The organism is Sporosarcina sp. FSL K6-1540, assembly GCF_038620285.1.
In the GTDB taxonomy this organism is placed as follows: Bacteria; Bacillota; Bacilli; order Bacillales_A; family Planococcaceae; genus Sporosarcina; species Sporosarcina psychrophila.
In genome coordinates this window covers 2,745,114-2,772,107 of record NZ_CP152018.1, presented here as the reverse complement: position 1 = coordinate 2,772,107, position 26,994 = coordinate 2,745,114, and the positions used below count along the sequence as shown (strand labels likewise).

Annotated in this window: 24 protein-coding genes; 5 read left to right on the top strand and 19 right to left on the bottom strand. The window is 36.9% G+C overall.

The genetic code is table 11. The annotated features are described in order from the left end of the window. Positions 1-6 precede the first annotated feature (6 nt). A complete protein-coding gene (gene nhaC / locus MKY15_RS13135; protein ID WP_067206648.1) occupies positions 7-1,404 on the bottom strand; it encodes a Na+/H+ antiporter NhaC in 1,398 nt (465 codons plus the stop codon). 745 nt (positions 1,405-2,149) lie between these two features. On the opposite strand from nhaC, the gene MKY15_RS13130 reads away from it, so the two are divergent. Genes MKY15_RS13130 through MKY15_RS13115 form a run of 4 tightly spaced genes read left to right on the top strand, consistent with a single transcriptional unit; the run spans position 2,150 to position 5,255 of the window. Next, the gene (locus MKY15_RS13130) at positions 2,150-2,521 is read left to right on the top strand and encodes a GntR family transcriptional regulator (protein ID WP_067206645.1); all 372 of its coding nucleotides are present in this window, start codon (positions 2,150-2,152) and stop codon (positions 2,519-2,521) included. A 14-nt stretch (positions 2,522-2,535) separates the two neighbouring features. Next, complete coding sequence (locus MKY15_RS13125) at positions 2,536-3,225, top strand: ABC transporter ATP-binding protein (protein WP_187046966.1); 690 nt, start codon at positions 2,536-2,538, stop codon at positions 3,223-3,225. Then, the gene (locus tag MKY15_RS13120) at positions 3,222-4,052 is read left to right on the top strand and encodes a hypothetical protein (protein WP_342537716.1); all 831 of its coding nucleotides are present in this window, start codon (positions 3,222-3,224) and stop codon (positions 4,050-4,052) included. Before MKY15_RS13125 ends, MKY15_RS13120 begins: the two co-directional genes overlap by 4 nt. 15 nt (positions 4,053-4,067) lie before the next feature. Continuing rightward, positions 4,068-5,255, top strand: a complete 1,188-nt coding sequence (locus tag MKY15_RS13115; RefSeq protein WP_342537715.1) for a hypothetical protein — start codon at positions 4,068-4,070, stop codon at positions 5,253-5,255. Between the two features lie 147 nt (positions 5,256-5,402). Here the strand turns inward: MKY15_RS13115 and MKY15_RS13110 are convergent, their stop codons facing one another. The 10 genes from MKY15_RS13110 to MKY15_RS13065 all read right to left on the bottom strand — a co-directional run bounded on the left by MKY15_RS13110 (position 5,403) and on the right by MKY15_RS13065 (position 17,184). Further along, positions 5,403-5,591, bottom strand: coding sequence for a hypothetical protein (locus MKY15_RS13110; protein ID WP_067206634.1), 189 nt, complete (start codon positions 5,589-5,591; stop codon positions 5,403-5,405). A gap of 85 nt (positions 5,592-5,676) precedes the next feature. Next, complete coding sequence (locus tag MKY15_RS13105) at positions 5,677-7,983, bottom strand: glycoside hydrolase (RefSeq protein ID WP_342537714.1); 2,307 nt, start codon at positions 7,981-7,983, stop codon at positions 5,677-5,679. Positions 7,984-8,019: 36 nt separating this feature from the next. After that, the gene (locus tag MKY15_RS13100) at positions 8,020-9,207 is read right to left on the bottom strand and encodes a HAMP domain-containing sensor histidine kinase (protein ID WP_197485375.1); all 1,188 of its coding nucleotides are present in this window, start codon (positions 9,205-9,207) and stop codon (positions 8,020-8,022) included. 175 nt (positions 9,208-9,382) lie between these two features. After that, a complete protein-coding gene (locus MKY15_RS13095) occupies positions 9,383-10,030 on the bottom strand; it encodes a response regulator transcription factor (protein ID WP_067206628.1) in 648 nt (215 codons plus the stop codon). A gap of 130 nt (positions 10,031-10,160) precedes the next feature. After that, the gene (locus MKY15_RS13090; RefSeq protein WP_197485374.1) at positions 10,161-10,997 is read right to left on the bottom strand and encodes a metallophosphoesterase; all 837 of its coding nucleotides are present in this window, start codon (positions 10,995-10,997) and stop codon (positions 10,161-10,163) included. Positions 10,998-11,327: 330 nt separating this feature from the next. Then, on the bottom strand, positions 11,328-12,068 hold the full coding sequence (locus MKY15_RS13085; protein ID WP_342537712.1) for a thermonuclease family protein: 741 nt from the start codon (positions 12,066-12,068) through the stop codon (positions 11,328-11,330). Between the two features lie 112 nt (positions 12,069-12,180). Continuing rightward, positions 12,181-14,235, bottom strand: a complete 2,055-nt coding sequence (locus tag MKY15_RS13080) for a catalase (RefSeq protein WP_342537710.1) — start codon at positions 14,233-14,235, stop codon at positions 12,181-12,183. Between the two features lie 59 nt (positions 14,236-14,294). Then, positions 14,295-14,657 (bottom strand): CrcB family protein, encoded by a 363-nt coding sequence (locus MKY15_RS13075; protein ID WP_342537709.1) that lies wholly within the window; start codon positions 14,655-14,657, stop codon positions 14,295-14,297. Continuing rightward, on the bottom strand, positions 14,654-15,031 hold the full coding sequence (locus MKY15_RS13070; protein WP_067206613.1) for a CrcB family protein: 378 nt from the start codon (positions 15,029-15,031) through the stop codon (positions 14,654-14,656). The genes MKY15_RS13075 and MKY15_RS13070 overlap by 4 nt, the downstream gene beginning before the upstream one ends. Then, positions 15,028-17,184 (bottom strand): ATP-dependent helicase, encoded by a 2,157-nt coding sequence (locus MKY15_RS13065; protein ID WP_342537708.1) that lies wholly within the window; start codon positions 17,182-17,184, stop codon positions 15,028-15,030. The genes MKY15_RS13070 and MKY15_RS13065 overlap by 4 nt, the downstream gene beginning before the upstream one ends. A 433-nt stretch (positions 17,185-17,617) precedes the next feature. Here MKY15_RS13065 and MKY15_RS13060 point away from each other — a divergent pair, with 433 nt between their 5' ends. Beyond that, positions 17,618-18,151 (top strand): AAA family ATPase, encoded by a 534-nt coding sequence (locus tag MKY15_RS13060; RefSeq protein WP_187047802.1) that lies wholly within the window; start codon positions 17,618-17,620, stop codon positions 18,149-18,151. A gap of 916 nt (positions 18,152-19,067) precedes the next feature. Here MKY15_RS13060 and MKY15_RS13055 read toward each other — a convergent pair. From MKY15_RS13055 to MKY15_RS13020, 8 genes are all read right to left on the bottom strand, one after another. Next, entirely contained in the window at positions 19,068-19,475 is a 408-nt protein-coding gene (locus MKY15_RS13055) for a hypothetical protein (protein WP_342537707.1), read from the bottom strand. 274 nt (positions 19,476-19,749) lie between these two features. Then, entirely contained in the window at positions 19,750-20,211 is a 462-nt protein-coding gene (locus MKY15_RS13050) for a VanZ family protein (RefSeq protein ID WP_338653303.1), read from the bottom strand. Positions 20,212-21,128: 917 nt separating this feature from the next. Then, entirely contained in the window at positions 21,129-21,704 is a 576-nt protein-coding gene (locus tag MKY15_RS13045) for an NUDIX domain-containing protein (RefSeq protein WP_342537706.1), read from the bottom strand. 237 nt (positions 21,705-21,941) lie between these two features. Further along, positions 21,942-22,382 (bottom strand): hypothetical protein, encoded by a 441-nt coding sequence (locus MKY15_RS13040; protein ID WP_342537705.1) that lies wholly within the window; start codon positions 22,380-22,382, stop codon positions 21,942-21,944. A gap of 212 nt (positions 22,383-22,594) precedes the next feature. After that, positions 22,595-23,797: an IS110 family transposase gene (locus tag MKY15_RS13035; protein ID WP_342537704.1), complete on the bottom strand. Its 1,203-nt coding sequence runs from the start codon at positions 23,795-23,797 to the stop codon at positions 22,595-22,597. Positions 23,798-24,110: 313 nt separating this feature from the next. Continuing rightward, positions 24,111-24,344 (bottom strand): hypothetical protein, encoded by a 234-nt coding sequence (locus MKY15_RS13030; protein ID WP_067206596.1) that lies wholly within the window; start codon positions 24,342-24,344, stop codon positions 24,111-24,113. Positions 24,345-25,070: 726 nt separating this feature from the next. Then, entirely contained in the window at positions 25,071-25,658 is a 588-nt protein-coding gene (locus MKY15_RS13025; protein WP_340741612.1) for a histidine phosphatase family protein, read from the bottom strand. 140 nt (positions 25,659-25,798) lie between these two features. Beyond that, positions 25,799-26,101, bottom strand: a complete 303-nt coding sequence (locus MKY15_RS13020; RefSeq protein ID WP_067206574.1) for a hypothetical protein — start codon at positions 26,099-26,101, stop codon at positions 25,799-25,801. Positions 26,102-26,994: the final 893 nt, after the last annotated feature.

Below are 26,994 nucleotides of genomic sequence, written 5' to 3'. Positions count from 1 at the left end.
CGCTTTTTACACTTTTACCTTTTCATCAGTCAGATACGTCAATGTTTTCCCAGTAAACCCAAACAGAACTGTTAATATCGGAGACAACAGGCAAAAGAATGCGAATGGCAAATAGTCTACTGTTGCGACACCCAACACACCTGTAATGAAAATACCGCAAACGCTCCACGGTACTAACGGATTGACAACCGTGCCCGCATCTTCCATCACTCTACTCAAGTTCTTATTCGCTAACCCTACTTTTTCATATTGTGATTGGAAAGCTTGCCCTGTCAATAATATCGACAAATACTGTTCACCAATCAACACATTAATCCCAATCGCCGTTAACGCAGACGCTGCAATGACAGAGGAAACTTTCTTCAAAAGACTTTCAATTTTCCCGAGTAGACATTGGACAATTCCTAGTGTAAATAACAATCCCCCCATACTAAGTGCCAACAACACCAAACCAATTGTAAACATCATACTTTGCATGCCACCACGAGTAAGTAATTCGTCAATGTCTTTGATTCCTGTCGTTGAAACAAAGCCTTCGAATAAAATCTTAAACACTTCTGGAGCACTGAAACTCTGATGGAAATAGGAAATGATAATCGCACTGATGGAACTTAACGCCAATGTCATTAACGCCGGGACTTTCATTATCGTCAGAACAAAGAGAACAACAAGAGGAATCACCGTATACCAGTGAATCATCCCTGTTTCCAACAAGCCATCTTGGAAATAGGCAATTTTATCAACATCGCTTAATGTGACACTTGGTGATAATAAAGCGAAGATAATCAGCGATAAAATAAATGCCGGGATTGTCGTCCAACCCATATTTCGAATATGTTCAAACAAATTGACGTCAACAATGGATGAGGCCAGGTTTGTCGTATCCGACAGGGGTGACATCTTATCTCCAAAAAATGCTCCGGAAACAATTGCACCCGCCGCTATAGGCAGTGACAAATCGAGCATAGTCGCCATCCCAATAAATGCTACCCCTACTGTTGCTACCGTCGTCAACGAACTACCGATTGAAACACCAACAATTGCAGTAACAACAAAAACAATTGCAAAGAAAAATGACGGTGTAATTAGATTAAACCCGGTATAGATTAGCGTCGGTATCGTCCCACTCATGATCCAACTACTAACTAAAATACCGATGAAGAAAAACAGGAATACTGCACTCATACCCGCTCCTGCTCCTTCGACCAGGCCACCTTCAAGTTTGCGGTACGAAACCTTTTTGAGCAGACCATAGCAAATTAATAGTAATATTGAAAACAAAATTGGCAAATGTGGAACTGCACCAAACTGAACAATACTAACACTAATTATCGTTACAATTGCTGCTATAAGTGTTATCGCCTCTAGAAATGTGGGTGAAATAACTTCCTTTATTCGAAACATGATGAAATCCTCCTCGATGGTTTAAAACTGTGTATTATTTTTGGATACAAAAAAGCCCCTTCAATCCCTTGGAAAGGGACGAAGAAGCTCTCCGCGTTACCACCCTAATTGATGAACCAGTTCTGGACTGGCCATCCACTTCATTAGTTGTTGAGAAAATCGGATGGCGTACTTCATACATATTGCTGCCTGAATTCACACCTACCATTCAGTCTCTTGCTGCTGCTCACAATATGATTACTGGACCATCTCTCAAATATATTCAATTTTAATGATTATCTTTTGTACAAAAGTAATTGATTTGAATCTTATCACGTTTAGCGGGCATGTCAAGGAGTTTCGCAAAAAGATTAAGTGTTGCACGTTTCTCGAAATTCAGATAACAACCAACGTCTAACGCAATTTAGGACTCAATAAGAACCCTCGAACAAGAAGAAATGGATATTATTGGTTGACAGTAAAAGTGTATTAAGGATATAATACAAATTGTAATGTGTATCAACCAATTAATACACATTGTTTGTAGGACAGGTGAATGTATTACGTGGCATTTCTTTGCGATTACTGTATAAATGCTTTAATACATAATATTGCTTTTCTAGACGCATTCTTTTATCGCAAAAGTATTAGACACTTAATACAGTCATCGTAACTAGTGTTTCGTCCATTATTTTTGCCAACACTGTATCACCCCCTTAGTACAGGTTAGGCGTAAAACCATTATGTTTTTTTAGGAGTTGGGTTTATGGATATAAAGTTTAATAATCGTGATCCTGTTTATGTGCAAGTGATTCGGCAATTTAAAGAACAAATTGCAACAGGTTACTTTGAACCGGGTCAGGAGATTCCATCGAGAAGGGAACTCGCTAATCAGCTGAAAATCAATCCAAATACGGCGCAGCGAGCGTATAAAGAAATGGAGGAACAAGGGTTGATTTTTACGGAGGGGAATTTGCCAAGTCGCATTACGAGGGATGCGCAGATGCTCAAAATAGTAAGAGAAGAATTGATTTTAGAGGCTGTAGATACGTTTGTTCATTCGGTTCGATCCATCAATGTTCCTGTACACGAGGCTTTGGATTTAGTGAAGAATACGTATGAAAGGGAAAATAATTAAATGGGGGGATCTTTGTGATTGAAATAAAAAATATAACAAAAAAGTTCGGCAGGAAAAAAGTATTAAATGGCGTTTCTTTTACTGCTGAAAAAGGGAAAATCACTTGTCTAATTGGCATTAATGGTGTTGGGAAAACAACAATTATGAAAGCAATTATGGCTTTAACTCCTATTAATGGAGGTGAAATCCTCATTGATGGTGAAAAAATTCATAAAGGGAGTTATGAAAAAATCACCTTTATACCAGATACAATAACGATGTTACCGCAAATGCGAATACGGGACGCCTTTGTATTTATGACTGATTTTTACAACTGTTGGAATCAGGAACGTGCCACTGAACTGCTCCAGTTTTTCAAACTAAACGAAACGGATCGTATTTCTGAACTCTCAAAAGGCAATTCCGCAAAAGTGAACCTTATACTTGGTTTGGCAATGGATGTCGATTATGTCTTAATGGACGAACCATTTTCAGGAATTGATATATTTAGCCGTGAGCAAATTGCCAATGTATTTACGAGTCATTTAATTGAAAATCGTGGCGTTATTATCACAACACATGAAATTAATGATATCGAACATTTAATTGATAAAGTTGTTTTACTAGATGACGGCGTAGTTTTAAAAGAATTCGATACAGAAGAAGTAAGAGAAAAAGAGGGGAAATCGGTAATCGATGTAATGAGAGAGGTGTATCAAGCATGAATCGTTATTTGAAGTTAGTCAATTTCGAAGTGAATAGATTTTTAAAGCTTTACCTCGTTTTACTTGGCATTACGATTCTTTCGCAAATCATTGGGGTGATTGTTCAATCACGGGCCTATTTAAATCGGGCAAATGAATTAATGTATAAGGATTTAATGACGAAGGACCAGTTTATCGAACAATATGGGAATATCTCTTTCTATAATTTTACTCAGGCAGCTTGGTTTCTGCTCCCCATTATGCTTTGTGTTGTAGTATTAATAATCTATGTCTTTTTTATTTGGTATCGTGATTGGCTTGGAAAAAATACATTTAGTTATCGTTTACTCATGTTGCCAACAGCACGCATTACTATTTATTTTGCAAAGGCTACAACGATTTTACTCTTCGTTTTAGGTCTTGTTGCATTACAACTAGTATTATTGCCAGTTGAAAGTCAAGTTTTACAGTGGGTGGTACCAAGTGAGTTTCGTACCGATCTTTCGATTTATGAAATTACCAACCTCCACAATTTAAACGTATTATTGCCAAGCTTTTTTATAGAGTTTGTTCTTGATTATGCTGGCGGAATGCTAGCGGTGTGTATTGTTTTTACGGCGATTTTGTTTGAACGTTCGTTCCGTATTAAAGGGATTATTTATGGCGTTCTCTATTGTGTTGGTTCCCTTTTAATCTTCTTTGCACCTCTATTCGTTAATGGGTTCATCTTAAGAAATTATTTTTATCCAATAGAACTATTTTTCCTGGAACTAGTAGCAGGTCTTCTCGTTTTAGCTTGCGCCATTTGGATAGGTAATTTTCTACTAAAGAATAAAATAAGAGTTTGATGGGAGGTTACATAAGTGAAACGCTATTGGAAAATCATTTTGATTTGTTTGGCTACGTTAATTGTGATTGGAACTTTTTATATACAATCCAGTTTAGCTACAAATGAGCATTTAAAAATTGAATTTGAAAAAGTAAATGGCAATGAGGATGAGTTGAAAAATATAGTGTTATACGGTGATTATTTAGGAGATCTTCCCTACCAGTTTCAACCTTTACAAATTACAAGTGAAGAAACATTCAATCCAACTAATTTATCTTTTTCACAAAAAATATCAAGAACAGGTATTCCGATTGATCTTGAAGAATTGGTAGAAAAGCATAGGAGTTTTATGCGAAGTAAGGATTTAAGTCCGCATCTTTTTTTTGAAGACGAAAATTTTGTAGCATATGCCCATATGAATGATTTTAGCTTTGATATTGAAGTGTTAACTAAAAAAACGGACGAAATTACGTCAATCCAGTTGGATGTATCCGAAAAAGAAAATTACGGTTGGATGCAAGTTGAGGAAGTTCAAGTAATAGATAGTGAATTAAAGGTCATTACACGTGCTTCTCGTATAGGTGGTAGTGTTAGAGATGAATTACGAGTCTATACATTTGATATGAAAGAGCAAAAGCTTTTAAGTGATGACACGATTGCTTCTACTCCGACGGTAGAGAATGGTTATTCTGATTTAAGAATCATAAATGATAATTATTCTATTCAGCGACAAAAATACCTTCTAGTTAAAATTGAGGCTTTTGAAGATGAAAAAATCTATAGAGACGGTGAACCGAAATTAGTCGCGAATGAATTCATCGTTTACGATATAGAAACTAATCAATCGAAAAAAGTTGTTGCTTCTGATGAAACACTTGGATCTATAGGTGGTTCATCCGCTATCTCTAATTCTACACTCTTTATTCCTTCACTGATATCTAATGGTATAGAAGTCAATTTGTATGACATTGAAAGCGACAAATGGGGCAAAAAACTATCATTTGATTTAGTAGATAATAAGGATGATGAGGAGGCACCTTACATTAAGGTAATGAATGGAAAATTCTATATTATTCATGCAACAACTAACGGGCATACCATTTTTATAGGCGATTTAATAACAGGGGAATCCCTATATGAAGGTAAGTTGAAAGTGAAAAACCAAGAAGAAGTTCAAAAGAATTATCGTCTTTACTTTCATGGAATCGAGAATGTTCAATAAAAAAAAAGGGTAGTTTGGTCAACCACCTTTTAATTAGAAAGAGATGAGAATGACAGCATTATTGCTGTCATTCTCATCTCTTTCATTTTGAGTAACGGATTCTAACACAATTCGGGGTTCAATGGGAATCCTCAATAACATCAACGTTCACACGTAAAGCCACCCCTTTTCCGAATAGGCGGGATGCTTTTTCTTTACGCCGTTTGGATAGTTCTCGCTATCCGCTGTTGAATAGCTCATGAGTACGTTCTTTCGCTTCCTCTCCGAACGGCTGCTTCCCAAGTCGAAGGTGGTGTTCGTTTCAGGCGTATCGATCAGTAAATAACGGATATTCATCACAAATATCTCCATGTCAAAAGTCATCTGATTTATTTTTAAGTCTCATTAAAAATAAGCAATTAAAATGTGCTAAATGCAACATCTAATTTTTCGGCGTATAGATACTTTTACTCTTTCCATCAATAATTAATAATGACTTTTCTGGTATTGTCTCGCCTAGATAATTAAATTCATCTTCTGAAAAATTGGCTACTACACTTAATGTTTCACCATATTCAGTCATTTGAACTAATCTATCATCTGATATGATTATAAAATCCGTCATTTCTTCTGTTATTGCTTTTTTGCTAAAATTTGACCATACCTTAGAATGTCTTACGATTGTTTCTTTATGTTTTTTCCACTCGTTTTTATCTATATGATATAAAGGAGGTACATTATAAAGTATCTCATACAACATCCTATTTGATATTTCATCTTCCAATTTTAAGGTTCCCCATCCCCACCAATAAGTCGTGATTACTGAATCGTTGTAAACCAACTTATACAATGGGATCGTGTAGTTTGAATCCAAAAATAACTTCTTGTATTTATCCTTTACAGGTATTTGTTTAGAAAACAGTTCGGGAACTCCGCCGTTACTCGAATAGTATCTCCCTACATAGTACTCACTTTCTTTATTTGTTTTCATATCCTCATCCATCCAAGAAAATGCTGGCGTTTCTATTCCATGTGCAAAGGCAATCGTTTTGTTTGCAAAATCATTTCCGCCTTCAGTTCCAACTACCATATCCCATTCTTGTTGCAGATACTCCATTCTCTTAATTCTAGCCTGGATATCATCCTTTTCAGTAGTAATATGTTCTGGCGAATAGTCATCATAGATCTCCCCAGTGCCATCGGTGTCTAGAAACCATGAGTTAAATGCTAGACCAGTATCTAGAATCGAAGTTATTCTTTCTTCTACACTAGGCATTGCAAGCGTCGGATTCAACTTTCTACCTTCACCTTGGAATCCTTCAATCTTGTTTCCATCTTTATTGGTTACAGTTGCATTCTCGTAAAGTGAAGTATCCCTAAACTTAGCAGTTTCCCACTTCTCTTTACCGGGTTCATGGATTGAATGATACGAATCATAGGTGCCAATTAAATAGCCAAGGTCTTCTGCTTCTTTTACTAACTCTGGTTTAATAAATCCTTCCTGCCAGTCATCAAGTCCAATCCACATATTTTCTAACTCTGAATCCTTCATATCCTTTATCACATCTACAGTATTTGCATCTGCCCACTTCTCTATTGGGTCAACTACATTTCCAAGTACGCTTTTTAATAATCTCTTATTTAGGTCAATTAATTCAACAGGATTTAAATTTTCTATTTTCCTGTTTAATAGCCCCTGAGTTTCTTTATCTGATTCAGTAAATATTTCCGGATTATAGAATTCTTTTAGTTGCATTACGGCACTTAAGCCTTTTACTATTCTATTTTTAGTGTATTTGTCTACATAATCTAAGTTATTTAAATCATCAAAGGCCGATGAAAGATCTGATCCATCTTCAACTTTAGTAGTTAATAACTCCTGAATCCATAATCTCAGTTTTTCGGGGAAACTGTCTCTTAGTTTTGCCCATTTTATATTTTCCTCTGAAATAACAGTTCTGTCCCAAAAATAAGCATGGGGTGCACCGTAAAGCTTTTCAATTTCACTATTTTCTTTAGCCTTATCCGCCAAGCTTTTGAAGTCACCCTGTTCAACCAAATACTTTTTATAGGTCTTTGCAACATCTGCTGGATTTTTTTCCGTTACATATATTCTAAAACCATATTCCTTCACTTTATTAATCGCTGGAAACTCATGATTAAAAGTAAACTCAATATCATTTTCTGTATTAAAAACAACTTCACTATTATAAGGATTTTTAATTATATAGACTAGCGAATACGCACTTTTATCAACTGCAAAAAACTGCATAGAGAAAGCCTCAATCACCTTCATTTTTTCTTCACTTAAATAATCTTTCCAGACTGGATCATTGCTTGGAATATGCTTCCCTTGATTTAATGGGAGCATATATCCATCACCTTTCACTTTTGGCCATGCAAACATGTTGTCTTCATCTTTGTTGGATTTTATGGTTACATCTACATACTTATCTTTTTTTTCTATTTCAACATCAATTGCCTTTTCTAAATAGGTCCAAGTTATAGTATCTCCACTGTCTTTTAAATTTGAAACTTTCATTTTCTCCAGTGGTTCCGATGCTCTTTCAGTAATTCCATTGGACTCCACCTCAAACGCAAGGGTCTCTGGATCCACACTAAAGTTAAAATCCACATTATCTTTTCCTGAATTAACCTCTTTGATTGGTATCTTTTTGTCGTTCACACACCCTACTAGAACACTTGTTACAATTGCAGCAATTAACATGATTGATAGAATTTTTTTCATGTATCACACCTCCATAACTAGAGTAACCGGGGTGTGTTACGCGAATGTTACAAAAAAAGCTAACTTATTATTTTTTAATTCAAACCCAAAATCCAACTTGTGATTATCCAAAATGGTCTTGATAATAGGTAAGCCCAAACCTGTACCTGAAAGCTCCTTACTTCTTGATTTTTCTAATACATAAAAAGGTCTCCATATATGTTCTAAATCATTTTCGTCAATTGCGCCAACCCCGTTAGCAATCGTAAGCTTGACGATATTAGTGTCTATAGTTAATGTAATTTCAATACGCTTATCATCGGAATATTTAATAGCATTAGTAATTAAATTATCGAGAACAACATCTATTGCTTCTTTTTCTGCATTGATAAAATATTCCTTGTCCGCATCTACATTTAATGAAAAATCAATACAGTTTTCCTGTAGTATCAGCATGTATTTTCCCGTCATGTCTATAACCCTTTTACCTAAATCAAAAGTAGATTTGTTTAATGAACTATTTTCTAACTCTGTCCAAAACAGAAGCTTCTCGATTAATACATCCATTTTCTCAATCTGTTCTTCAATTACATCTCTAAATGTTCCGTCATCCAAACCGTCCACTATCCCCTGTTCATACACTTTCATTATTGATAGTGGCGTTTTTAGTTCATGGGACACATCTGACATTAATTCTTTCAATCGCTTATTTTGGCCATTGATTTCATTATGGGCTTTCTCTAATTTTCCACTCATACTGTTTATACTTTTCGCAAGTTCTCCTACCTCATCATTGGTTGTAATCTCTTCTTTCCTGAACTTTAAATTAGCTATATCTTGAGACAAACTTTTCAAGGATTCTAAAGGCCTTGTAATTTTTTTAGATATGATTACTACTAAGAAAACAATTAATATGACTGAAATGGTCATCAAAAATAGATTAAATCTATTTATGATTATGATTGCTTCTTCCATATGTGGTAATGGTAATCCTATGGCGATAATCGTATTATCAATTTTTATAAATTTAGTTAAAACTTTATATTTGCTTACACCTTGATCGTATATCTTATTGACGCTTTTCTCCTGCAAAGTAGTTAACGTACTTTCAGTAATCCAAAATTTATTTAACTTTATTTTTTTCATTTCAAATTCTAATTTTATTTTTTCATTAAGTTGATTCAAACTTCCACTAATCTCTGAATGAACAATAGTTACGGCGTACTCTTCTTCTATCTGTTTCAATTCGTTTAAGAAACCACTTTCAGGTACACTGATTATCTCGTTAGCTACCTTGTCTAAAACCTTTCTTTGCTCATAAATGTAATATCTGTCTACCAGGAATATATTTATGAGTATTGAAAAAATAAACGTGCAAATTACAATGGATGATATGCCAACTGAAAACTTGCTTCCGATTTTAATCTTCCTTCACCTCCAGGCAGTACCCAATGCCTCTATAGGTTTTGATAAGGTCATCCCCTATTTTAGTTCTTAATCTTCGGATGTGAGTATCTACTGTTCGATGATCCCCTTCATAATCCATACCCCAAACTATATCAATAAGCCTATCCCTCGATAAAATAACACCCCTATTATTAATGAAGAACAGTAATAAATCATATTCAATCTTGGTAAGTTGTAAGGGTTCATTGCTCTTATATGCTTTTTTTTCATTCTCCTTTATCCTAATACCTCTGAATTTAATTTCCTCACCAATGTTCAGGAGCTTTTTAGCTCTTAATATTACGATTCGTGGATCAAATGGCTTCTTAATATATTCATCAGCCCCTCCATTTAAGGCCTTTATTTCATCTTCATGTTGACCTTTAGCTGTTAATATCAGAACTTTGGTTTGACTATTTCCCTTTATATATTTACATACTTCTATTCCACCAATTTTTGGCATCATCCAATCTAAAACGGCTAAGTCAATCTTGGTTGATTCAGCTATATTCAATGCTTCCTGTCCATCCCTAGCTCCCAGGACATTGAAGCCTTCTTCTTTGAAATATGCTGACAGTATCTTAACCATTTGCGGTTCATCATCTGCGATTAGAATATTCATTTTTTCCCCCTTGAGTTAGAAACTTTGACCAAAACCATATTATTACAAAAGAAAAACAAAAAAGGCATCACAAAAGTTTGGTCAACTCAGGAGAAGCCTTCAAAAGTACAAAAACAATCTAAAAGAAATTTTATATAGCTATGTCAAACACGGATATCTCAGGAGGGCTCCAAAATCGAATAGGTATCCTCGTAGTGCCGATTCCGCTATTCACATAAAGATGAGTATGAATTCCTAGTTGATACATTCCTTTTCTATATTTCTTTGCAAGAGGAGGTGTCACCACGGGACCAAGCGTCGGAACAATGACCTGCCCTCCGTGACTGTGTCCTGCCAGTGCCAAATCAAAATTATCATACCCTATTTCGTCCACAAGGTCCGGTTGATGCAACAGAAGAAGCTTAGCCCCCTGATCGTCAACACCTGAATACGCCTTTTGAACATCGGGGTTTCCAAGCATGGCATCATCCACCCCTATTATAGTTAATACTTTTCCACTTTCAAGTTCTATTTTGCTATTCTGATTTGTAAGTAGCTTAAATCCTGATTCTATCATAATCTTTTCGTAAAACCTGACGCCGCCACCTCCATAGTCATGGTTCCCCCAAATGGCGTACTTTCCATATCTACTACTTAGCTTATCAAGTATTCCACTTATCTCTGATCGCCCCTCGAACTCGGATGCTACATCTATGAGATCGCCTGTAAAAGCGATTAGGTCAGGTTTGAGTTTATTAATTCGGTCTACAAGTCTCTCCAGCTGCTCTAGCGAATAATTCGGACCTAAATGGACATCTGAAAACTGTACTACCCTTATAGAATTCTCACCTCCCGACGAGAACTTAAGTTCATATTCCTTTGTGATCAGACGTTTTGGCTCTATTTTAAGTGAGTATACAACTATTCCTGCTACTACTATGCTTACTATAATCAAGAATTTTATACTGCCAAGAACTACTCTTTTCAATTCTCCACTGCCTTTCTTGCACATTAGTACTAGCTATTGTTTCAAAGTATTAGGTACCTCTTGCTAGTACTATACAATCTCATTGTGACACCAATGTTACGTACGGAAGAAAAGCTCAGCTAAACTCGGGTACCCTTTCACAAAAAAGTAGATGAATTTTTTTAATCACATATTTAAGTATTCATTTGTGATAATTGGTTACACAATTAAAAACATCCTTAAATCGATAACTGATTTAAGGATGTTTTTGTTTTATATGCTGTGCCTATCATCTTTCCCCGTTTACAAAAAACGAGAAGTTAAGTATAGTTCTATCTTTTCCATCGAATATTAACGCTCGCACGCGTTACCATCTTTATTGCCATCCATTTTTTCTGAATAAGCAGGATGCCCTTTTTTCACGCCATTCGGATACTTCTGACGTAGTTCCGTACAGTTTTTAAACGCTTCTTTAGCACCGGATACTGGTTGTGTTTCAGGTTTCTTTTCTACATACGTTTCGCTGTCAAATCCGCGATCAGTCGCATAATCTTCAAGCGTCCAGATGCCAATTCCCGCTTTTTTGGCCTTCTCTTCTGCTTTCTTAAAAGCGTCTAGATGTCGTGTATTTGGCGGATAAACGTACCCCACGCGGGCTAGCCCTTCTTCCAACAGTTTTTCCTGAACACTCACACCATCAATATAAATATAAGCAAGCAATCTATCATATTTATCTGTTTTCCCACCGACATCGAATTCGATTTCTAATTTCCCGCTGTTCATCAACTCACGATTACGCTCTTTTGCTTTCTCGCCAAACGGCTGCTTTCCGAGACGTGGATGATTCGTTTCCGGTGTATCAATTAGTAAATACCGGACATTCTGTTCTTTACCTTCATACATAATTTTTACCGTATCGCCGTCAATCGTTTTCACAAGCTCCACCGGGATTAAACCGACTCGGCTCGGTTCGGCTTCCTGTTCAGGAAAGAAAATATTGTACACAATCAATGCGAGTAAGACGACACCGATACTCACAATGCCTGCTGGTTTTTTCAGTAAGGTACTAGTATTCTTTTTGTTTTGTTTCATGTATCCGTCATCCTTTTACTAGTTCATTAGTTGTAACATTCATATGTTACCAGTTCTGCAACCAAATGAAAACAGCCGCCACCTAAGTGACGACCGCTTCACTTTCAATCCATCAAAAGATTTTACGTTGCCAATGCCTGTGCTCAGCGACTGCGGCGATAAACTCGCTGTTGAAATCTGCTACGTCAGACAGTACGATGCCTGGACCTTCTTCTGCATCTGAAGCCTCGAAGAAAGGCTTGCCGGTTGTGGCGATACCGATTGGTTTATAGTGTTGAAAAGTTTCGTTGATAAAATTGACGATATCTTTCTTAAGTTTCCTTGGATTATCCGCCTCGCCTCCGACGACGTATAGTCCATCATACAAAACGGGATGGACAGTGAGGAATGTTTCCGTCACTTCGACTGCCAGTTTATCATCACCATAAACGAAACCGAACTTCTCGCCGACGATATCTACAGTCATTTCTGCATCCAGGCAGGCTTTGACAACCGCTTCCACTTCGCTGCCATTGAATTTTTCACCAATGAGAATGGCGATTTTTCGTGTAGCCGGCGATTTCACCGTTAATTCCTGACTAAGGGCTGGTGACGATTCGGTCACATCCGATTCCTTGCCCTCGGGATGCTTGACGCCGACTGCTTCCGCAATAGCTGTTGCCAGGCCTTTATCGACATTGACAAACATATCCACAACTTGTTGTTTGACATTCTTATCTTTCACTTTACCGACTTCAAAACTGAACGCATCGACAATATGCTTTTTCTCGGGCAATGTCATACTGTTCCAGAAAAAACGTGCTTGCGAGAAATGGTCACTGAAAGAATCACTGCGTGCTTGAATTTTACGTCCTTCTACTTTCTCCTGATAGTGGACGAAACCACCTTCTTCTTCGGTAGATGTTGTCGGTGTATTGTTTACCAATGAATTTTTATGATAGCTGACCTGCCCCACATTGATTGCCTGTCTGCCATAGCCATCACGCTGATTGTTATGGATTGGACACACTGGACGGTTAATCGGTAACTCATGGAAGTTCGGTCCGCCAAGGCGAATGAGTTGCGTATCCGTATACGAAAACAAGCGACCTTGCAGCAATGGATCATTTGAGAAATCAATCCCGGGAACAACACTTCCCGGATGGAATGCGACTTGTTCCGTTTCGGCAAATACATTATCAACATTGCGGTTCAACGTCATTTTCCCTATGATTTTGACGGGTACTTTCTCTTCCGGCCATAGCTTGGTCGGATCCAGGATATCAAAATCAAACATGAATTCATCTTTTTCCTCAATCAATTGGACGCCGAATTCAAACTCGACGAAGTCCCCTTTTTCAATGGACTCCCAAAGGTCCCGACGATGAAAATCTGGATCTTTCCCGGCGATCTTCTGCGCTTCATCCCAAACGAGGGAGTGAACGCCGAGTTTCGGTTTCCAGTGGAATTTCACAAAATGCGCTTTCCCTTCAGCGTTCACCAAACGGTATGTATGAACCCCGAATCCTTCCATCATCCTGAAACTCCGAGGAATCGCACGATCGGACATATGCCACATGATCATATGCGCAGACTCCTGGTTACTTACAACGAAATCCCAAAAAGTATCATGTGCAGAAGCCGCCTGCGGCATTTCATTATGCGGTTCAGGTTTTACGGCATGGATAAGATCGGGGAATTTGATGGCATCCTGGATGAAGAAAACTGGCATATTATTACCCACTAAATCATAGTTTCCTTCTTCGGTATAGAATTTCACCGCAAATCCGCGTACATCGCGTACTGTTTCTGCCGATCCCTTGCTGCCGGCTACGGTGGAAATCCGTGTGAATACCGGTGTTTTCGAACCGGGTTCCTGCAGGAATGCCGCTTTCGTATAGTCTTTCATCGATTCAAATAATTCGAATTCACCGTGTGCCGCGTAGCCTCTAGCGTGAACGACTCTTTCAGGAATCCGTTCATGGTCAAAATGGGTCATCTTCTCACGGAAATGGAAGTCCTCCATCAATGTCGGACCACGCAATCCTGCTTTCAAGGAATGTTCGTCCTCTGACACGTTAAGTCCTTGGTTCGTCGTCATCTTTTTACCCGCATCATGTGAACGGTACGTCTCTAACTGCCTATTCTTTTCATCATTATGTTTGTTGTCCAATGTCGTTTCCTCCATTCGGAATTTTAGTAGTCTACTAATCTATTCCCAAATGTACTCAACTCAAACGGACAAATTTAGTAAACACTGCTTCCCGCCAGGTAGGCTAGAAATGCAAGGCCGATTCCCGATATATATATAAGCAGAAGATAGAGTACCGCATTCCTTTTCCTACCGTTTTCCCACATGATTAACAGCTCTTTATTCATCGTGGAAAAGGTCGTCAGCGCCCCTGCGAAACCGGAGGCAAACAGCAGAGTCGCCCATAAAGGTAGTTCCAGCCCGAAAACGACTCCAATCATTAGGGACCCTGCCAGATTGACGAGCAATGTTCCAGCTGGTAACCCATCCTGCTCATTCATCTTTGCTGAAATAAAATAACGAATGACTGCACCGGAAAAGCCTCCGATTCCAATCATCAATAAATCCACGAAAGTCATGTACGAACCTTCTTCCTGCCTAGATGAAAGCCGAGCGCCCCGGCAGTAAGTCCGCCGATTATACTAAGAATGATATACAATCCAGCCAAGAGAATTTGATCTTTTTCCATCAGTAGTACAGTCTCCATGCTTAACGCTGAAAACGTTGTAAAAGAACCTAGAAAACCCGACGTTACGATATCTTGCAATTGTTTATCCGCTGCTAGTTTGCGAAAAGCTCCTGCTACTATAAAACATAGCAAAAACGTTCCCACAATATTTACACCTAGCGTCGAAAAGGGAAATCCTGAATCATTGGAAACGACATGGCCAATCGCCACGCGTATAATTGCTCCTGCCGCTCCTGCCAATCCAATCCATAAGAGCTTTTTCATAGGGCAACTTTCTCAAGTAACCTAAGGGAAAGAACCGTTTCAAGATCAAGCCTTTTCTCGATTTTACCAAATTGGATATGAATTTCATCACCATCACGCCGTGTGACTTCACCCTGCCCGAATACACGGTGTTTGACCGCTGTTCCAACCGCTAGCTCGTCACTATCTTGAATACCATCAGGATTTAGTGCAATCGACGCTTTCTTAATCTTCACTGGTTTCTGCTCTTTGTTCGCTTCACCCGGTTTCAAAAGAAGGCCCCTTACTTCATTCAGAAACCTAGAATCTTCTTTCAGCTTCCCTTCGTCCTGACCATATGACAGCAATTCAAGTCGGTTTTTCGCACGTGTCATCCCGACGTAGAAGAGCCTACGCGCTTCTTCCAACATCGCTACATCACTCTCATCTTCCTCTGATGGAATAACCCCTTTTAGTAAATCAATCATGAACACACGCCGGAACTCAAGCCCTTTCGCACTGTGAAATGTCGATAACGTCACCGCATTTTCAGGTGCATTGAATTTCGCATTTTTTACTGCCTGTTCAAGTTCTTTCAAACGCGTCGCAAATTCCACCATCGTTCGGAGTTGTGATGCAATTCCTTCAAGTGTATCTAAAATGCTAAGCAGGCTTTCAAAACGGAATCCAAACTTTTCAGCTCTACTTTTAAGCGCCGCCTCATACCCAAAATCATTCCGAATCAGTTGAATCACTCGTTCCGGACGCATCTCTGGAATCACAGCGTATCCTTTTTTATAGTCAGCTAACTTTTTGACTTGACTGTCTTTCATTTCAACCGTTTGAATAAATACATCGAATACATTCCCCGTTGTTGCAGTATTTTCAAACTGGGTGAGCATGTTTCGTGAAATAAAGGCATTCATTTTCATGATGATCTTCGCAAATATATCTTTCCGTTCCATATTAAAACTGAGACGCATAAAGTTCAAAATATCCTCGACAATCCAATGTGTGAAAAACTTGTCATCTGCATCCTTCATATAAAATGGGATACCTCGCCTGTGTAGTTCGCTCACGAACATCGTTGACGATGAATTGTTCCTGAACAAAATAGCAACCTCATTCAAATTCTTCTCGTTCAGCAGTTCATATGTTACGTATTCTAATTGCTGTTTCGGGCTAGTAAGCTGTTTGATATAAATTGGCTCGATCTTGCCGTTTTCCGTATGCATGTCTTTCGGATAGCGCTTTTTGTTCCGTTTGATGAACTTCGAAGCCATCTCCACGATTTCTTTTGACGAACGGTAATTACGCTCCATCATCAGCACTTGAGCATCTGGATAGACACTCTTGAAATCAAGAAGATAATCCGGCTCCGCCCCGCGCCACGTATAGATCGACTGGTCATCATCAGCAACCACACAAAGATTGCCGTGATGCGCCACAAGATGCTCCACAATTTTATGTTGAACAAGGGACGTGTCCTGGCTTTCGTCGGTTAGGAGGTAGTCGTAGAGGTTTCGAAAGTGCTCGCTAAGTTGTTCGTCTTCTCGAAGTGCCTGTTCCGCAATTGTCAGCATATCATCGAAATCAAGAAGCAGTTGACCACTTGTACGCGTCTTATACTGCTCGTATTTCCTGGCAATGCGTCCTGCCTTATCAACAGGCCCTTCAAGCTCCTCCCATTTCCCAAGTGGGATCATGCGGTTTTTAATCCCACTGATGAATGTCGAAAGAGACGACAGTTCGTCATCCGTGCAATCCTCTTTCAATACGTCTTTATATATGCCTTTCAATAAAAATGCCTTATTGATAGACTGACGCCCTGTCTTACTTCCTTCAATCAGCTCGTATGTTGTACCTATTTTCTCTAAGTAGCTACGCGCAATCATAAATGCCAAACTATGGATTGTGGAAAAGTCCACGCGTGCACTGTGCGGGAAAAACCTTGTGAAACGCTCCGTCATATCTCGCGCAGATGCCCGGCTAAATGTAATTGCTTTAATACGCTTCGGATTGACGTTCTTTTCTTCAATCAAATATCCGATTCGCATGATCATTGTCGTCGTTTTCCCTGATCCAGGGCATGCTAAAAGCAAAAGCGGGCCATCTGTTTGCAGCACTGCTTTCTTTTGCACTTCATTCAAATCTATATTCAATTCTTTCTTTTTTCGTTCAAAAAAATCATTCATTTTACCGTAACTCCTTTTACTTACACTGTACTTAATTTACCATACGAACGCCTATTTGTAGAGGAATCAAACATCATTCATATCAAAAAACCTCCCCTGAGTAAGCAAAGGTGACGGTTACCTTAATTTAGTCGAATATAACCGCGAAGGACAAAACTAAACAGAACCAAGGTACTAAATTTACATATGCACACTTCTTCACTTTCAAAACCTCACATATTGTCTTGTTTCATTTCAATATTAATTATAGTGTTTAACTTCTTTTGTTTGGTTGAAAATGTATGCAGAACAATTCTACGACTGGGAAAATTTGAAGATAACATCAAATACTTACCTATTACCACCGTTAGTTGAATAAGGGAGTTTTACTAAAGATGAATTTTATCTGTATAATCAAAAATAATGAAATGGCCTATTAGAGGAGGAAATTCTTATTACAAAAATACATATATTTGGTGCTGCTGGTTCTGGAACTTCGACACTCGGAACTGCGTTATCACAGGCACTTCCTTATACTCTTCTTGATACAGACGACTATTTTTGGTTAACTAAGTTCACAGAACAAAGACCAATACCTGAAAGAACAAAAATGCTAAAGCATGACTTAACAATATATCAAAACTGTATTCTTTCGGGGGCAATATGTGGTTGGGGTGACGAATTTAAAGCCCATTTTGACTTGGTTATATTTTTGCAGCTTCCCCAAAATATAAGACTTGAGAGATTGCAACAAAGGGAATTTCAAAGGTATGGGAATGAAATATTGGATGGTGGTAGTAAATACGACGAATCCAAGGCTTTTTTGAAGTGGGCTTCCTTATATGATGAAGCAGGAATGGAAGTCAGAAGTAAAATGTTACACGTACATTGGATGTCGGACTTAGTTTGCCCGATATTGAGAATAGAAGGTGACGATACGGTAAAAGAGCGAGTGAATATAGTCCTCAATTATTTAAGTTCAAACTGAAAAAATTATTGTGCTATCGGATTAGTTGAGCAAAATGGCCAATCCTTTTATCAGATTTTGTCACATCATAACAGTGTCGTGATTTTTAAGTTATGACACCAGCAATAGATAAAAAAGTCTCCCTTTCTAAATAAAAGTGAGACTTTTCGCAAATCTAACATATTTGTATTGTGATAGTTTTGCAATTTTCCCAAGCATACTTTTATACATTTACTGTTCTAATGCGAGTTTGGATGCTGCATACACCCGAAGTGTTCAGGGAAAAGTAATCGGTGAATGTGAATCATATAACGAACTTTCGGAATTCATTGGAGAGCGTGATGTGATGAGTTAAAGAAAAAAGCGTCACTTTTTTTAGTTGTTGGTTTCTTTTTTTGATTGAGTAAATAAATTCCAGATAAAATTAAAACAAAAGTGAAAATGGCTATTAAAATGTTGGCCATTAAAACCGACATGTGGTTTTTAAAATCAAATACTATATGTATTAATAAAAATATTGCTGATAGAACTATGCTAAGTATAGATAATTTCCGCATATGAAAACTCCTTTTTTCAGTAATTTTACGTTTCACTTTTATGTATTTTTAATTTCAAAAAAACCCCAATAACTAATGTATATACTATTTACTACTGGTTGACGTAATACCCCTTTACGGAAGTATTCTTACCCTTTAATTCAAAGAAAAGGCTGCCAATTCTCGTTTAACTAAACCAGCACTCGTTACTTTAAGTGATATGTTTCACAAACTTCTTTTCTCCTGCGTTCCATGGATTTAGAGTGTCCAAAACAATCCATAAATAACTTCCTGCCAATATATTTTTTGAAATCATTGTTTCTATATCTGTAATATTCGTTCCAATAGCTAATCATTCTATTGTAACTTTTGCAAAACAGCACAATATTTTCAAGACAAAATCACTTAATCCGTTCTGTTTCCTGTTCTTTTAAAGTATCATAAGTCATTTCTATTATCTCTACGACATATTCATCACATATTTTTACGATATAAGGAATAGCCCAATCTTCATAATCCATCTGAAGCAACGAAGAGATATGCTTTTGACGAACAAATCCGTCACAACTTCTTGAATAAATACAATGCAAAATCATTTTTTGTCGTAGACTTAAATTGTCTATAACTTCATCTAAACTATCAATATAATATATGCGATAAGGAAACCTAATCATGGTATCATCTAGAAAGCATTGAATAGTATCCTGGGACACACCAGTAGTGACATTTTCATAATTTTCATGAGGAATCATTCCAACCGCTGTGGCCACATCATCTCTCAAATAATTTGGAAATCCATCTTGAAACATTCAATCACATCCTAGCTTCGCTTAATCCTACATTTGCTTTTATCCCATTATATCCATATGTCTAATAGTCAAAATCATTATACCAATAGAAATTAGGATCGCAATTACAAATTGATTAAATGTAATCTTTTTAAATTCACCTGTTCTTTTCTTACCGGATAAAGCCATTATAAACACAATAACCCACGTCACCATTAGTCAATAAGAAAAAGCCGCCGTGAAAGGCAGCCGACTCTTCACTAAAGCCCCAGATAGTTGAAGAATAATTACAGTTCTATTTAAGTAGATTCTGAACAAACTTTGTTCTCCAAATTCCAAACCCTATTAAAGCACCAGGCATATTTAGGATGAAATCATCAACGTCGAAACTACCCTTTCTTGTAACTAATTGCATTACCTCAATAATAAATAATAATACAATCATTGAAATAGAAAATACCATTACTTTGTTTGTTTTCTTTATGAAAAATGGTAAATAAATACCCATTGGTAAAAACAAAATAAAATTACCAAAAAGGTTTTTGATAGGGATATCCAAATTTATACTTCTATCAAGTATTGCTTGAAAATATGTATTTATAGTTTTAAATGGAACGAAATTTGAAGAGTTTTTCATATACTCTAAGAATGGTAGGTCATACCTATAACCCCTAAAACCTAAGAATAATATAAACACCAATACCAATAAGTAAAATATAAAACTTATACTAAATACAATCTTAATTTCTTTCTTCATTTTCTCCCCCTGCACTTGCTGTTATTCATAAGGTACTTTTTTTACTTTACACCATTTAGCCCGTCGTTGGATGGTATATGAGTTTCCTCATGTTCTAACTTTAAACCTTTTGGAAAGTCCGTCAGTTCCTTTATAACGGAACTATTCTCACCATGTCTAGCTTTTCAGCCGCTCGGCATACCTTTTCCTTAGGAATGTCTTTAGCCTTTGTTCTGTCGACTTCATCTGGCTTCAGAACTTCTAACCTATCAGTAATAATGCAAGCAGAAGTATTAACGCGATGGTTTTAGGTAACTTGGTTCCTTCATTCCTACCCTCCATTGTAAAGTTGAGATTTTAAATCACAGAATCTCCTGTCTTTCACGCTGTTTTCATTTATAACAGAACTTATCGCGCGTACCCAGTTAGCTTAAGAAGATAGAGATTATGATTAGATAAACGTGTGTTGCAATAATTACAGTTAACACAACTAAACCGAACCACGCTATCAATTTCCAATTACCCTTCGAATTCAAATAGAACGCGACATATAAAACTATCGCCAGCACTGCGATAGGCAAGTGATAGAACCATACTCCACCAAGTTGCAGAAATATTGTCATTGGGTAGCTTAAAAGTAAAGCTACTATGCCTCCCAATATATATCTAAGTGCTTCAGTGTTAAAAAATTTACGACTTACTTTATAGCTCAGGAAACCACCAATAGCACTGATAAACACCACTAACAAACACATATAAAGAATGGTTAGATAGGTCACAGTCACTCCCCTTTTCAATCCCATATTACCATAATTGTTCATACGTTTTGTTAAGCTAACCTGCCCCGTTAGCACAATAAGAAAAGAATTACTGTTGTTACACTAAAGCACCCGTTAGTTTAAGTGTATAGTTTCACAAACATCTTCATTTAATTGATTTTATTTTATGATGAATAAATCTGGATGTTCTTTTAACAATTTTGAAAGAAATAATAGTTGAGGAAAAGGGATTAAAAATAAATCTCTATTTATATTTCCTTTTAATATCGCTTTTCCATTTTGTTTAATAAAATCATTTAAAGTAATTTTATTATTACAGATAAAAAGAACATCTTCTGGAGTTAGTAGTAGAAGTCCATTAGTTTCTGAAGAGGGATTTGGTTCATTTTCAGAGTAGGAAAGATACATTATTGATAAAGATTCCTGCTCATTTCCTTTAACTAAAATTGGAGCTATTTCCTCGCCTAACCGTATTATGGAAGGCTTATTTCCCCACTCACTCATATGATAAGTTATTGGAGAATTTATTGGAGTTATTTTCATTGAAGCCTCTTCAAAAACTTCACGCCTAGCTGCCTCTAATGCGGTTTCTTCAAATTCTTTATGCCCACCAAGTCTAACTACTCCAAGGTTATCTGCCTCTTCTGTAGGACCAACCTGAAAAATAAACAGCCCCCGATATAAAACGTAAGCACCCGACGTTTTTACATTTTGATTAATATTAATGTCACTCACTCCCCTAAAATAATTTAATGTTTATTGATTGATAAGAATCCTAATCCTCAATGTTTATATTCTATTCTCGTTTTTTATTTCCTCTTTCACTAACCTGCTCCTTTAGTTCAATAAGAAAAAGAGCTCCCTAAGAAGCACCCGTTAGTTGAATAAGTATTATAAAAACTCAACTTTTTTAATTTCACCTTCATATTTTAGGAGAATTTGAAAGTTGCGTTCTTTGATTAGCTTTTCAAGTTATTCCTCGGAGTACTCTCTATACATTGTTTCAAAGACAAGGGTATATAAGTAACCATCACGCGTGTCTGTTAAAGTCAAGGGTTGAATTGGTCCGAGTGATTCTTTCAATAAAGAAGAATCAGTTACAACGTCAAATTTAAAGGATAATCTATCCTCATTTGTGAGTTCCTTTTCAGAAAACAACGATACTTCATACCTTACTCCACTAAGAGGTTTATCAAAAGCACTATCATTCAAGCTAGCAAAATCACTATTAATTTCCCTTATCTTAAATGGCACGGTGTAGATTTCGTTCTCTTTAACATTTACATGGTCACTTTTTACTTTTTCCTCCGTTTTTACTGATTGCTTCGTATCATTAACTACTTTTGGTTCGGTACATCCTGATAAAAATAATAGTCCGAGTACGGCAAATAAACTAATATAAATAACTTTCATTATTCTCCCCCTTTTTTTCTTATTGAACTAATCTGCTGCTTAAGCTGAATAAAAAAAGGTGCTTAACCTCTAATTGAAGTAAACCAGCTAATAGGATGTCAATATTTTTCTCTAAAATAATTATTAACCCTATGTTATACTATTTTGAGCATGCCAAACAGCCCTCCAAAAACCTTTTGGAAGATTTTCTCTCTCATTATTAAAACTGTTAATTAAGCTATATCAAGGAAAGATTCTTTTCTGTTTAATAATGCATAAATCCAATGAAGTAATTTATTAATACAGGCTACAATCGCTACTTTGGCAGGCTTTCCTTCTGACTTTTTCTTATCATAGAATTCTTTAAGCTTTTTGTTCCTTGAACTTCTTATTCCACATAATACTGCTAGATACGAGGCCTGACGCAGTCTGCTTGAACCTCTTTTAGTAATACGGTTGGTTGTTGCTGTGAACTTTCCTGATGAGTAAACTCTGGGATCTACTCCTGCAAAGGCAACCAGTTTTTTCGGATGACTAAACCGATCGATTTCACCAATTTCGGAGATAATCGTTGCAGCGATTTTTTCTCCTATTCCAGGAATCGATTGGACAATCTTGTAGTCTTCTAGCTCATTTGCCAAGGTCACAATACGATTCTCTAAAATTGAAAGGTGTCCTTGGTACTGAAAAAGCATCTCAATATACATTTGAAGATTGATTAAGTGACTTTGATACACGACTTTTTGAAATGGATTTCGCATTGCGGCATCCATTATTTTTTTTGCCTTTTCTCTTGCCCATTGGACAGAACGAATAGGGCAGAACTCTGCAACACGCACGGCTATTTTACTTTCCCCAGCTGATAAGACGGCTTCTGAAGTCGGAAATTCCTCTAACATCAATAAAGAAACCTTTGAATATAGATCACCAAAAACCTTCCGATATTCAGGAAATACTTGATCTAAAATAGTATGAAACTGAAGTTTTGCTTCTACATACATATTCGTAACGATCTCCTGTTGTCTTGAAAGATTTCGAAGGTCTAAAAGCTGAAGCCCTCTGTTTTTATGAGGTTCAAAATCTTCTTTGTAATAAAGTACACACAACTGATACGCATCGATTGCGTCCGTTTTCACCTTTCTTAAACTGGACTTCTTAGCCTGATAAGAAATTATAGGGTTAAGCAAGATATATATAACATCATGTTCCTCCATGAATTGAACAACGGGGGTATGATAATGACCAGTGGATTCTAGAATGACCATAGGCATTTGTCCTGTCATCTTTTCTATCTCTTTTAAAAATCCAATAAAGCGATGTAATTCCTCTCTGGTATGCTTCACAGAAAAGCTCTTTCCAAACGGTTTTGATTTATCTAAGAATGCCTGAACTTGGCTTTCTCCTTTTGCCACATCCAGGCCAACTACTGGATTCATTTTTATTCCTCCTCTAATTTCTACTTGCCAGTACCCCTAATCCTTCTTGTAGTGTCATAGCTTCGCTTGTTATACGAGATCTACGTCCCAACCAGCCTCAAACATGTTTCTACAAGTAGGGGGTGGACAGTTTACTTGACGGGATCAATGCCCCACGCACCCGTACGTCCTACCCTGGCTACTGATATATTAAATCCAATTAAAAAAAGGTCAACCAGTAAAAACTGGTTAACCTTATAATACGAAAGCACCCGTTAGTTTAAGTACAAACCTTCACAATATCTATAAAGTAGTAATACACCTGTTGAGTTTGTTACTCTTTTTCCTTATTTAACAGTATATATAGCAATACACATATTACTGCAATGATTGAAGTGATAATAGAATATCTAATAATTTGAAAGAAAAACTCTGGATAAGGCGTTACAACAAATGAAGTCATCCCCTCAAAATCAGTTGTGCTTACTTCTCTTTTCATAAAGACTACGAATAAGAAGAAAGATAAAACCAATGAATATATCCCTGTTTTCACTAAGATTTTCTCCATTTAAAATCCCCCTAAAATATAACGTTCTTAGCTCAATAGAGGAAGCTGAACAAAAACATTTGAGTTATTTTTTATTTTCATTTTACCATATTCATCCTAATGTACTTTATTCAACTAACCTGCCCCTTTAGTTCAATAAGGAAAAAGGCTTTACTCCTTATTGAACTAAATACAAAACTATTCCTTTGATTGTTTTAATCTCCACGCAAATGAAATGATGAAAGCTGATATTCCACCCAAAACAAGGGCATAAAACAGTAAAAAGAAAATAAATGCCCCATAATCTTCGAGCCCAAAAAAGGGATTATTAGATATATAAGGCTCGGAAATAATACCGATTAAGAAAATTGGAGTAAATAGAATAAAAAATCTTTTCCAAAAGTATTTTTTGTAATTATCGTCTGTGTTCTGAAACAAATAAGAACATCTCCTTTCAGAGTATTTATGTGAAATTCATGCAATAATCTGGTCCGATTGTTGAACACAAGTTAAACAACACTCTTCAACTAACCTGCCCCGTTAGTTTAACAAGAATCTCGATTATCTCCACCCGCAAACCTTCGATTCGATCGATGTAAGAACTTGTATGCGCCATACACCTCTAGTTAACATTACGCTAGCAAGTTCACGGAAGTTAACTACATTACTCAATAAGAAAATCTGCCCTGTAAAGGCAGATGATTACTAAACTAAAACGCCCGATAGTTTAAGAACAAAAAAATTTTTTTATTGGTTAACATCAATATTTACACCCCATAGTCTTTGAACATTCACTAATTTCTTTTCATTGAATTCCATTCTATAAATATCAGGTTTTGATGTGCTATGTAAAAAATCCAAGTCATAAGTGCTATCGAAATATTCCATCATCAAGGTCATAACAGCCCCGTGAGTACCTATCACTATTTTTTTATCTCTAAAAGTTTCTAATAGTTCTTTTAAGACCTTTATAGCTCTTTTTTGACAATCAGCATTTGATTCTCCTCCCTCTAAAGAGAAATTTGATTCAAAAAATGACTTCTCTAAAAGTGGAACCAATTCTTTATCTGATACTCGATTGTTTCCTGAAGAGAATATCCTCTCTTTTAAATCTTCAAAAACTAAAACTTCCTCTCCTATTTGTTGGGCTAACTGTTCTACAGTTAAAATTGAGCGTATATATGGACTTGAAGTAACTACATCAATTTCTTTATCTTTCAAAATGTCAGTCACTCGTTTAGCATCTAAATAACCTTTTTCGGTTAATCCTCTGGTTCTATCGTTTCCTTCTTTTGGCGATTCACCGTGTCTCACCATATAAACAAATGTACTCATAATATAATGTCTCCCCCAATAACTTCCTCTTTTTTTCCTCCTAAACAAAACTACGGCATTAGTTCAATAAGCAAAAAGAGCTGCCAAAGCAACTCAATAATCTTCCGCTAAAGCGCCCGTTAGTAAACAAAGACCTAAATTTATTCAGAATACAACCAAGGGATAACTGGTGGTATTCCTGCTTCAGGTACAAGATAAACAAAGACAAAAAATACACAAATTAGTACCCCAAAAAGAGAAACGAATATAGAAATTAAAGGATTAATTCTTTTCAAAATACCATATATCCCACTAACAAAGCTGGCTAATCCAAGAAATAACTCAAAAAATGCTACTGGATATACATTAAACTGTTCCATTACAAAAATTCTAATAAAGTTAAAAACAGAAATAGATAACATAAAAAACACTTGTAAAATCAACCCTAAAACTGGAATGCTCAATTGATATCACCATCCTACCTCACAAACTCCCCTGAAGAGTGTAACAAGTGATTGTCATCTTTTTAAAAAACTAAACTCCCCCGTTGGCACAATAAGAAGAGCATTATTGTTGTTCCAGTAGTCGAGTAGAAGGGAACCTCTCTACCTTACGGTAAATTGTGTTCCTCCCCCCTCACAGAACCGTGCTTGCGCTATTTACGCACACGGCTCTTCCTAGTCACCATTCACAAAAAATAGCTAATCTCTTTCACTCGGATTTTTGCTGATTCTGCTATCCTTACTAGTTTTGTTTCCATTTAGTATCCCTACCTCTGTGTGTAGTAAATGTGTCCCTAATAAGGGTGATAACTTGGTAGCAGCCTTTCCTCCATCGGCATTACCCAACTTCATTGGTACTACGCTGCTATCCGACTCCCTACAACGGCATTTGGCTTCCTTGCTTATTATCGCTTGTACACCATACTCTTCTATAAGCAGAAAAGACCGGTAGGGTCTCCCGAGTTGCCGTATCCTATCAATGTGACACGTGCCAAGGTCTCTGACTCCAGAGAGGTTTTATCCTTCTTGCCTTTAACGATGGATAAAATGTAGCTTTCTGCTGTGCTTAAGGCATAAGCCCTCTCGATTTACTAACATTATGGAGCTCAATCCCTTCAACCAGTTGGCTTTCGGCCCGCCACCTAACTGTCTACGCTTAAAGGCTACTGTTACCAATAGCCCTCCAAGACTCGCTACGAGTGAATGGCTAGTTCTTTCTCGACGGGAATCCCACCCGCTATATGATACGACCTAGGCTCGGCCGCACAAGCACCTCATTAGTTTAATAAGAACAGAGACGCTTATTAAACAATCGCGCCCGATTGTAGTAGATTTGTTATTCTAAAGTATTTTTT

What these genes read in the sequence shown, in the direction of transcription:
- nhaC (WP_067206648.1), bottom strand. Translation starts at nt 1,404, where the DNA reads ATGTTTCGAATAAAGGAAGTTATTTCACCCACATTTCTAGAGGCGATA.
- MKY15_RS13130 (WP_067206645.1), top strand. Translation starts at nt 2,150, where the DNA reads ATGGATATAAAGTTTAATAATCGTGATCCTGTTTATGTGCAAGTGATT.
- MKY15_RS13120 (WP_342537716.1), top strand. Translation starts at nt 3,222, where the DNA reads ATGAATCGTTATTTGAAGTTAGTCAATTTCGAAGTGAATAGATTTTTA.
- MKY15_RS13110 (WP_067206634.1), bottom strand. Translation starts at nt 5,591, where the DNA reads ATGAATATCCGTTATTTACTGATCGATACGCCTGAAACGAACACCACC.
- MKY15_RS13105 (WP_342537714.1), bottom strand. Translation starts at nt 7,983, where the DNA reads ATGAAAAAAATTCTATCAATCATGTTAATTGCTGCAATTGTAACAAGT.
- MKY15_RS13095 (WP_067206628.1), bottom strand. Translation starts at nt 10,030, where the DNA reads ATGAATATTCTAATCGCAGATGATGAACCGCAAATGGTTAAGATACTG.
- MKY15_RS13085 (WP_342537712.1), bottom strand. Translation starts at nt 12,068, where the DNA reads ATGAAACAAAACAAAAAGAATACTAGTACCTTACTGAAAAAACCAGCA.
- MKY15_RS13080 (WP_342537710.1), bottom strand. Translation starts at nt 14,235, where the DNA reads ATGGAGGAAACGACATTGGACAACAAACATAATGATGAAAAGAATAGG.
- MKY15_RS13075 (WP_342537709.1), bottom strand. Translation starts at nt 14,657, where the DNA reads ATGACTTTCGTGGATTTATTGATGATTGGAATCGGAGGCTTTTCCGGT.
- MKY15_RS13070 (WP_067206613.1), bottom strand. Translation starts at nt 15,031, where the DNA reads ATGAAAAAGCTCTTATGGATTGGATTGGCAGGAGCGGCAGGAGCAATT.
- MKY15_RS13065 (WP_342537708.1), bottom strand. Translation starts at nt 17,184, where the DNA reads ATGAATGATTTTTTTGAACGAAAAAAGAAAGAATTGAATATAGATTTG.
- MKY15_RS13055 (WP_342537707.1), bottom strand. Translation starts at nt 19,475, where the DNA reads ATGTTTCAAGATGGATTTCCAAATTATTTGAGAGATGATGTGGCCACA.
- MKY15_RS13050 (WP_338653303.1), bottom strand. Translation starts at nt 20,211, where the DNA reads ATGAAGAAAGAAATTAAGATTGTATTTAGTATAAGTTTTATATTTTAC.
- MKY15_RS13040 (WP_342537705.1), bottom strand. Translation starts at nt 22,382, where the DNA reads ATGAAAGTTATTTATATTAGTTTATTTGCCGTACTCGGACTATTATTT.
- MKY15_RS13035 (WP_342537704.1), bottom strand. Translation starts at nt 23,797, where the DNA reads ATGAATCCAGTAGTTGGCCTGGATGTGGCAAAAGGAGAAAGCCAAGTT.
- MKY15_RS13030 (WP_067206596.1), bottom strand. Translation starts at nt 24,344, where the DNA reads ATGGAGAAAATCTTAGTGAAAACAGGGATATATTCATTGGTTTTATCT.
- MKY15_RS13025 (WP_340741612.1), bottom strand. Translation starts at nt 25,658, where the DNA reads ATGAGTACATTTGTTTATATGGTGAGACACGGTGAATCGCCAAAAGAA.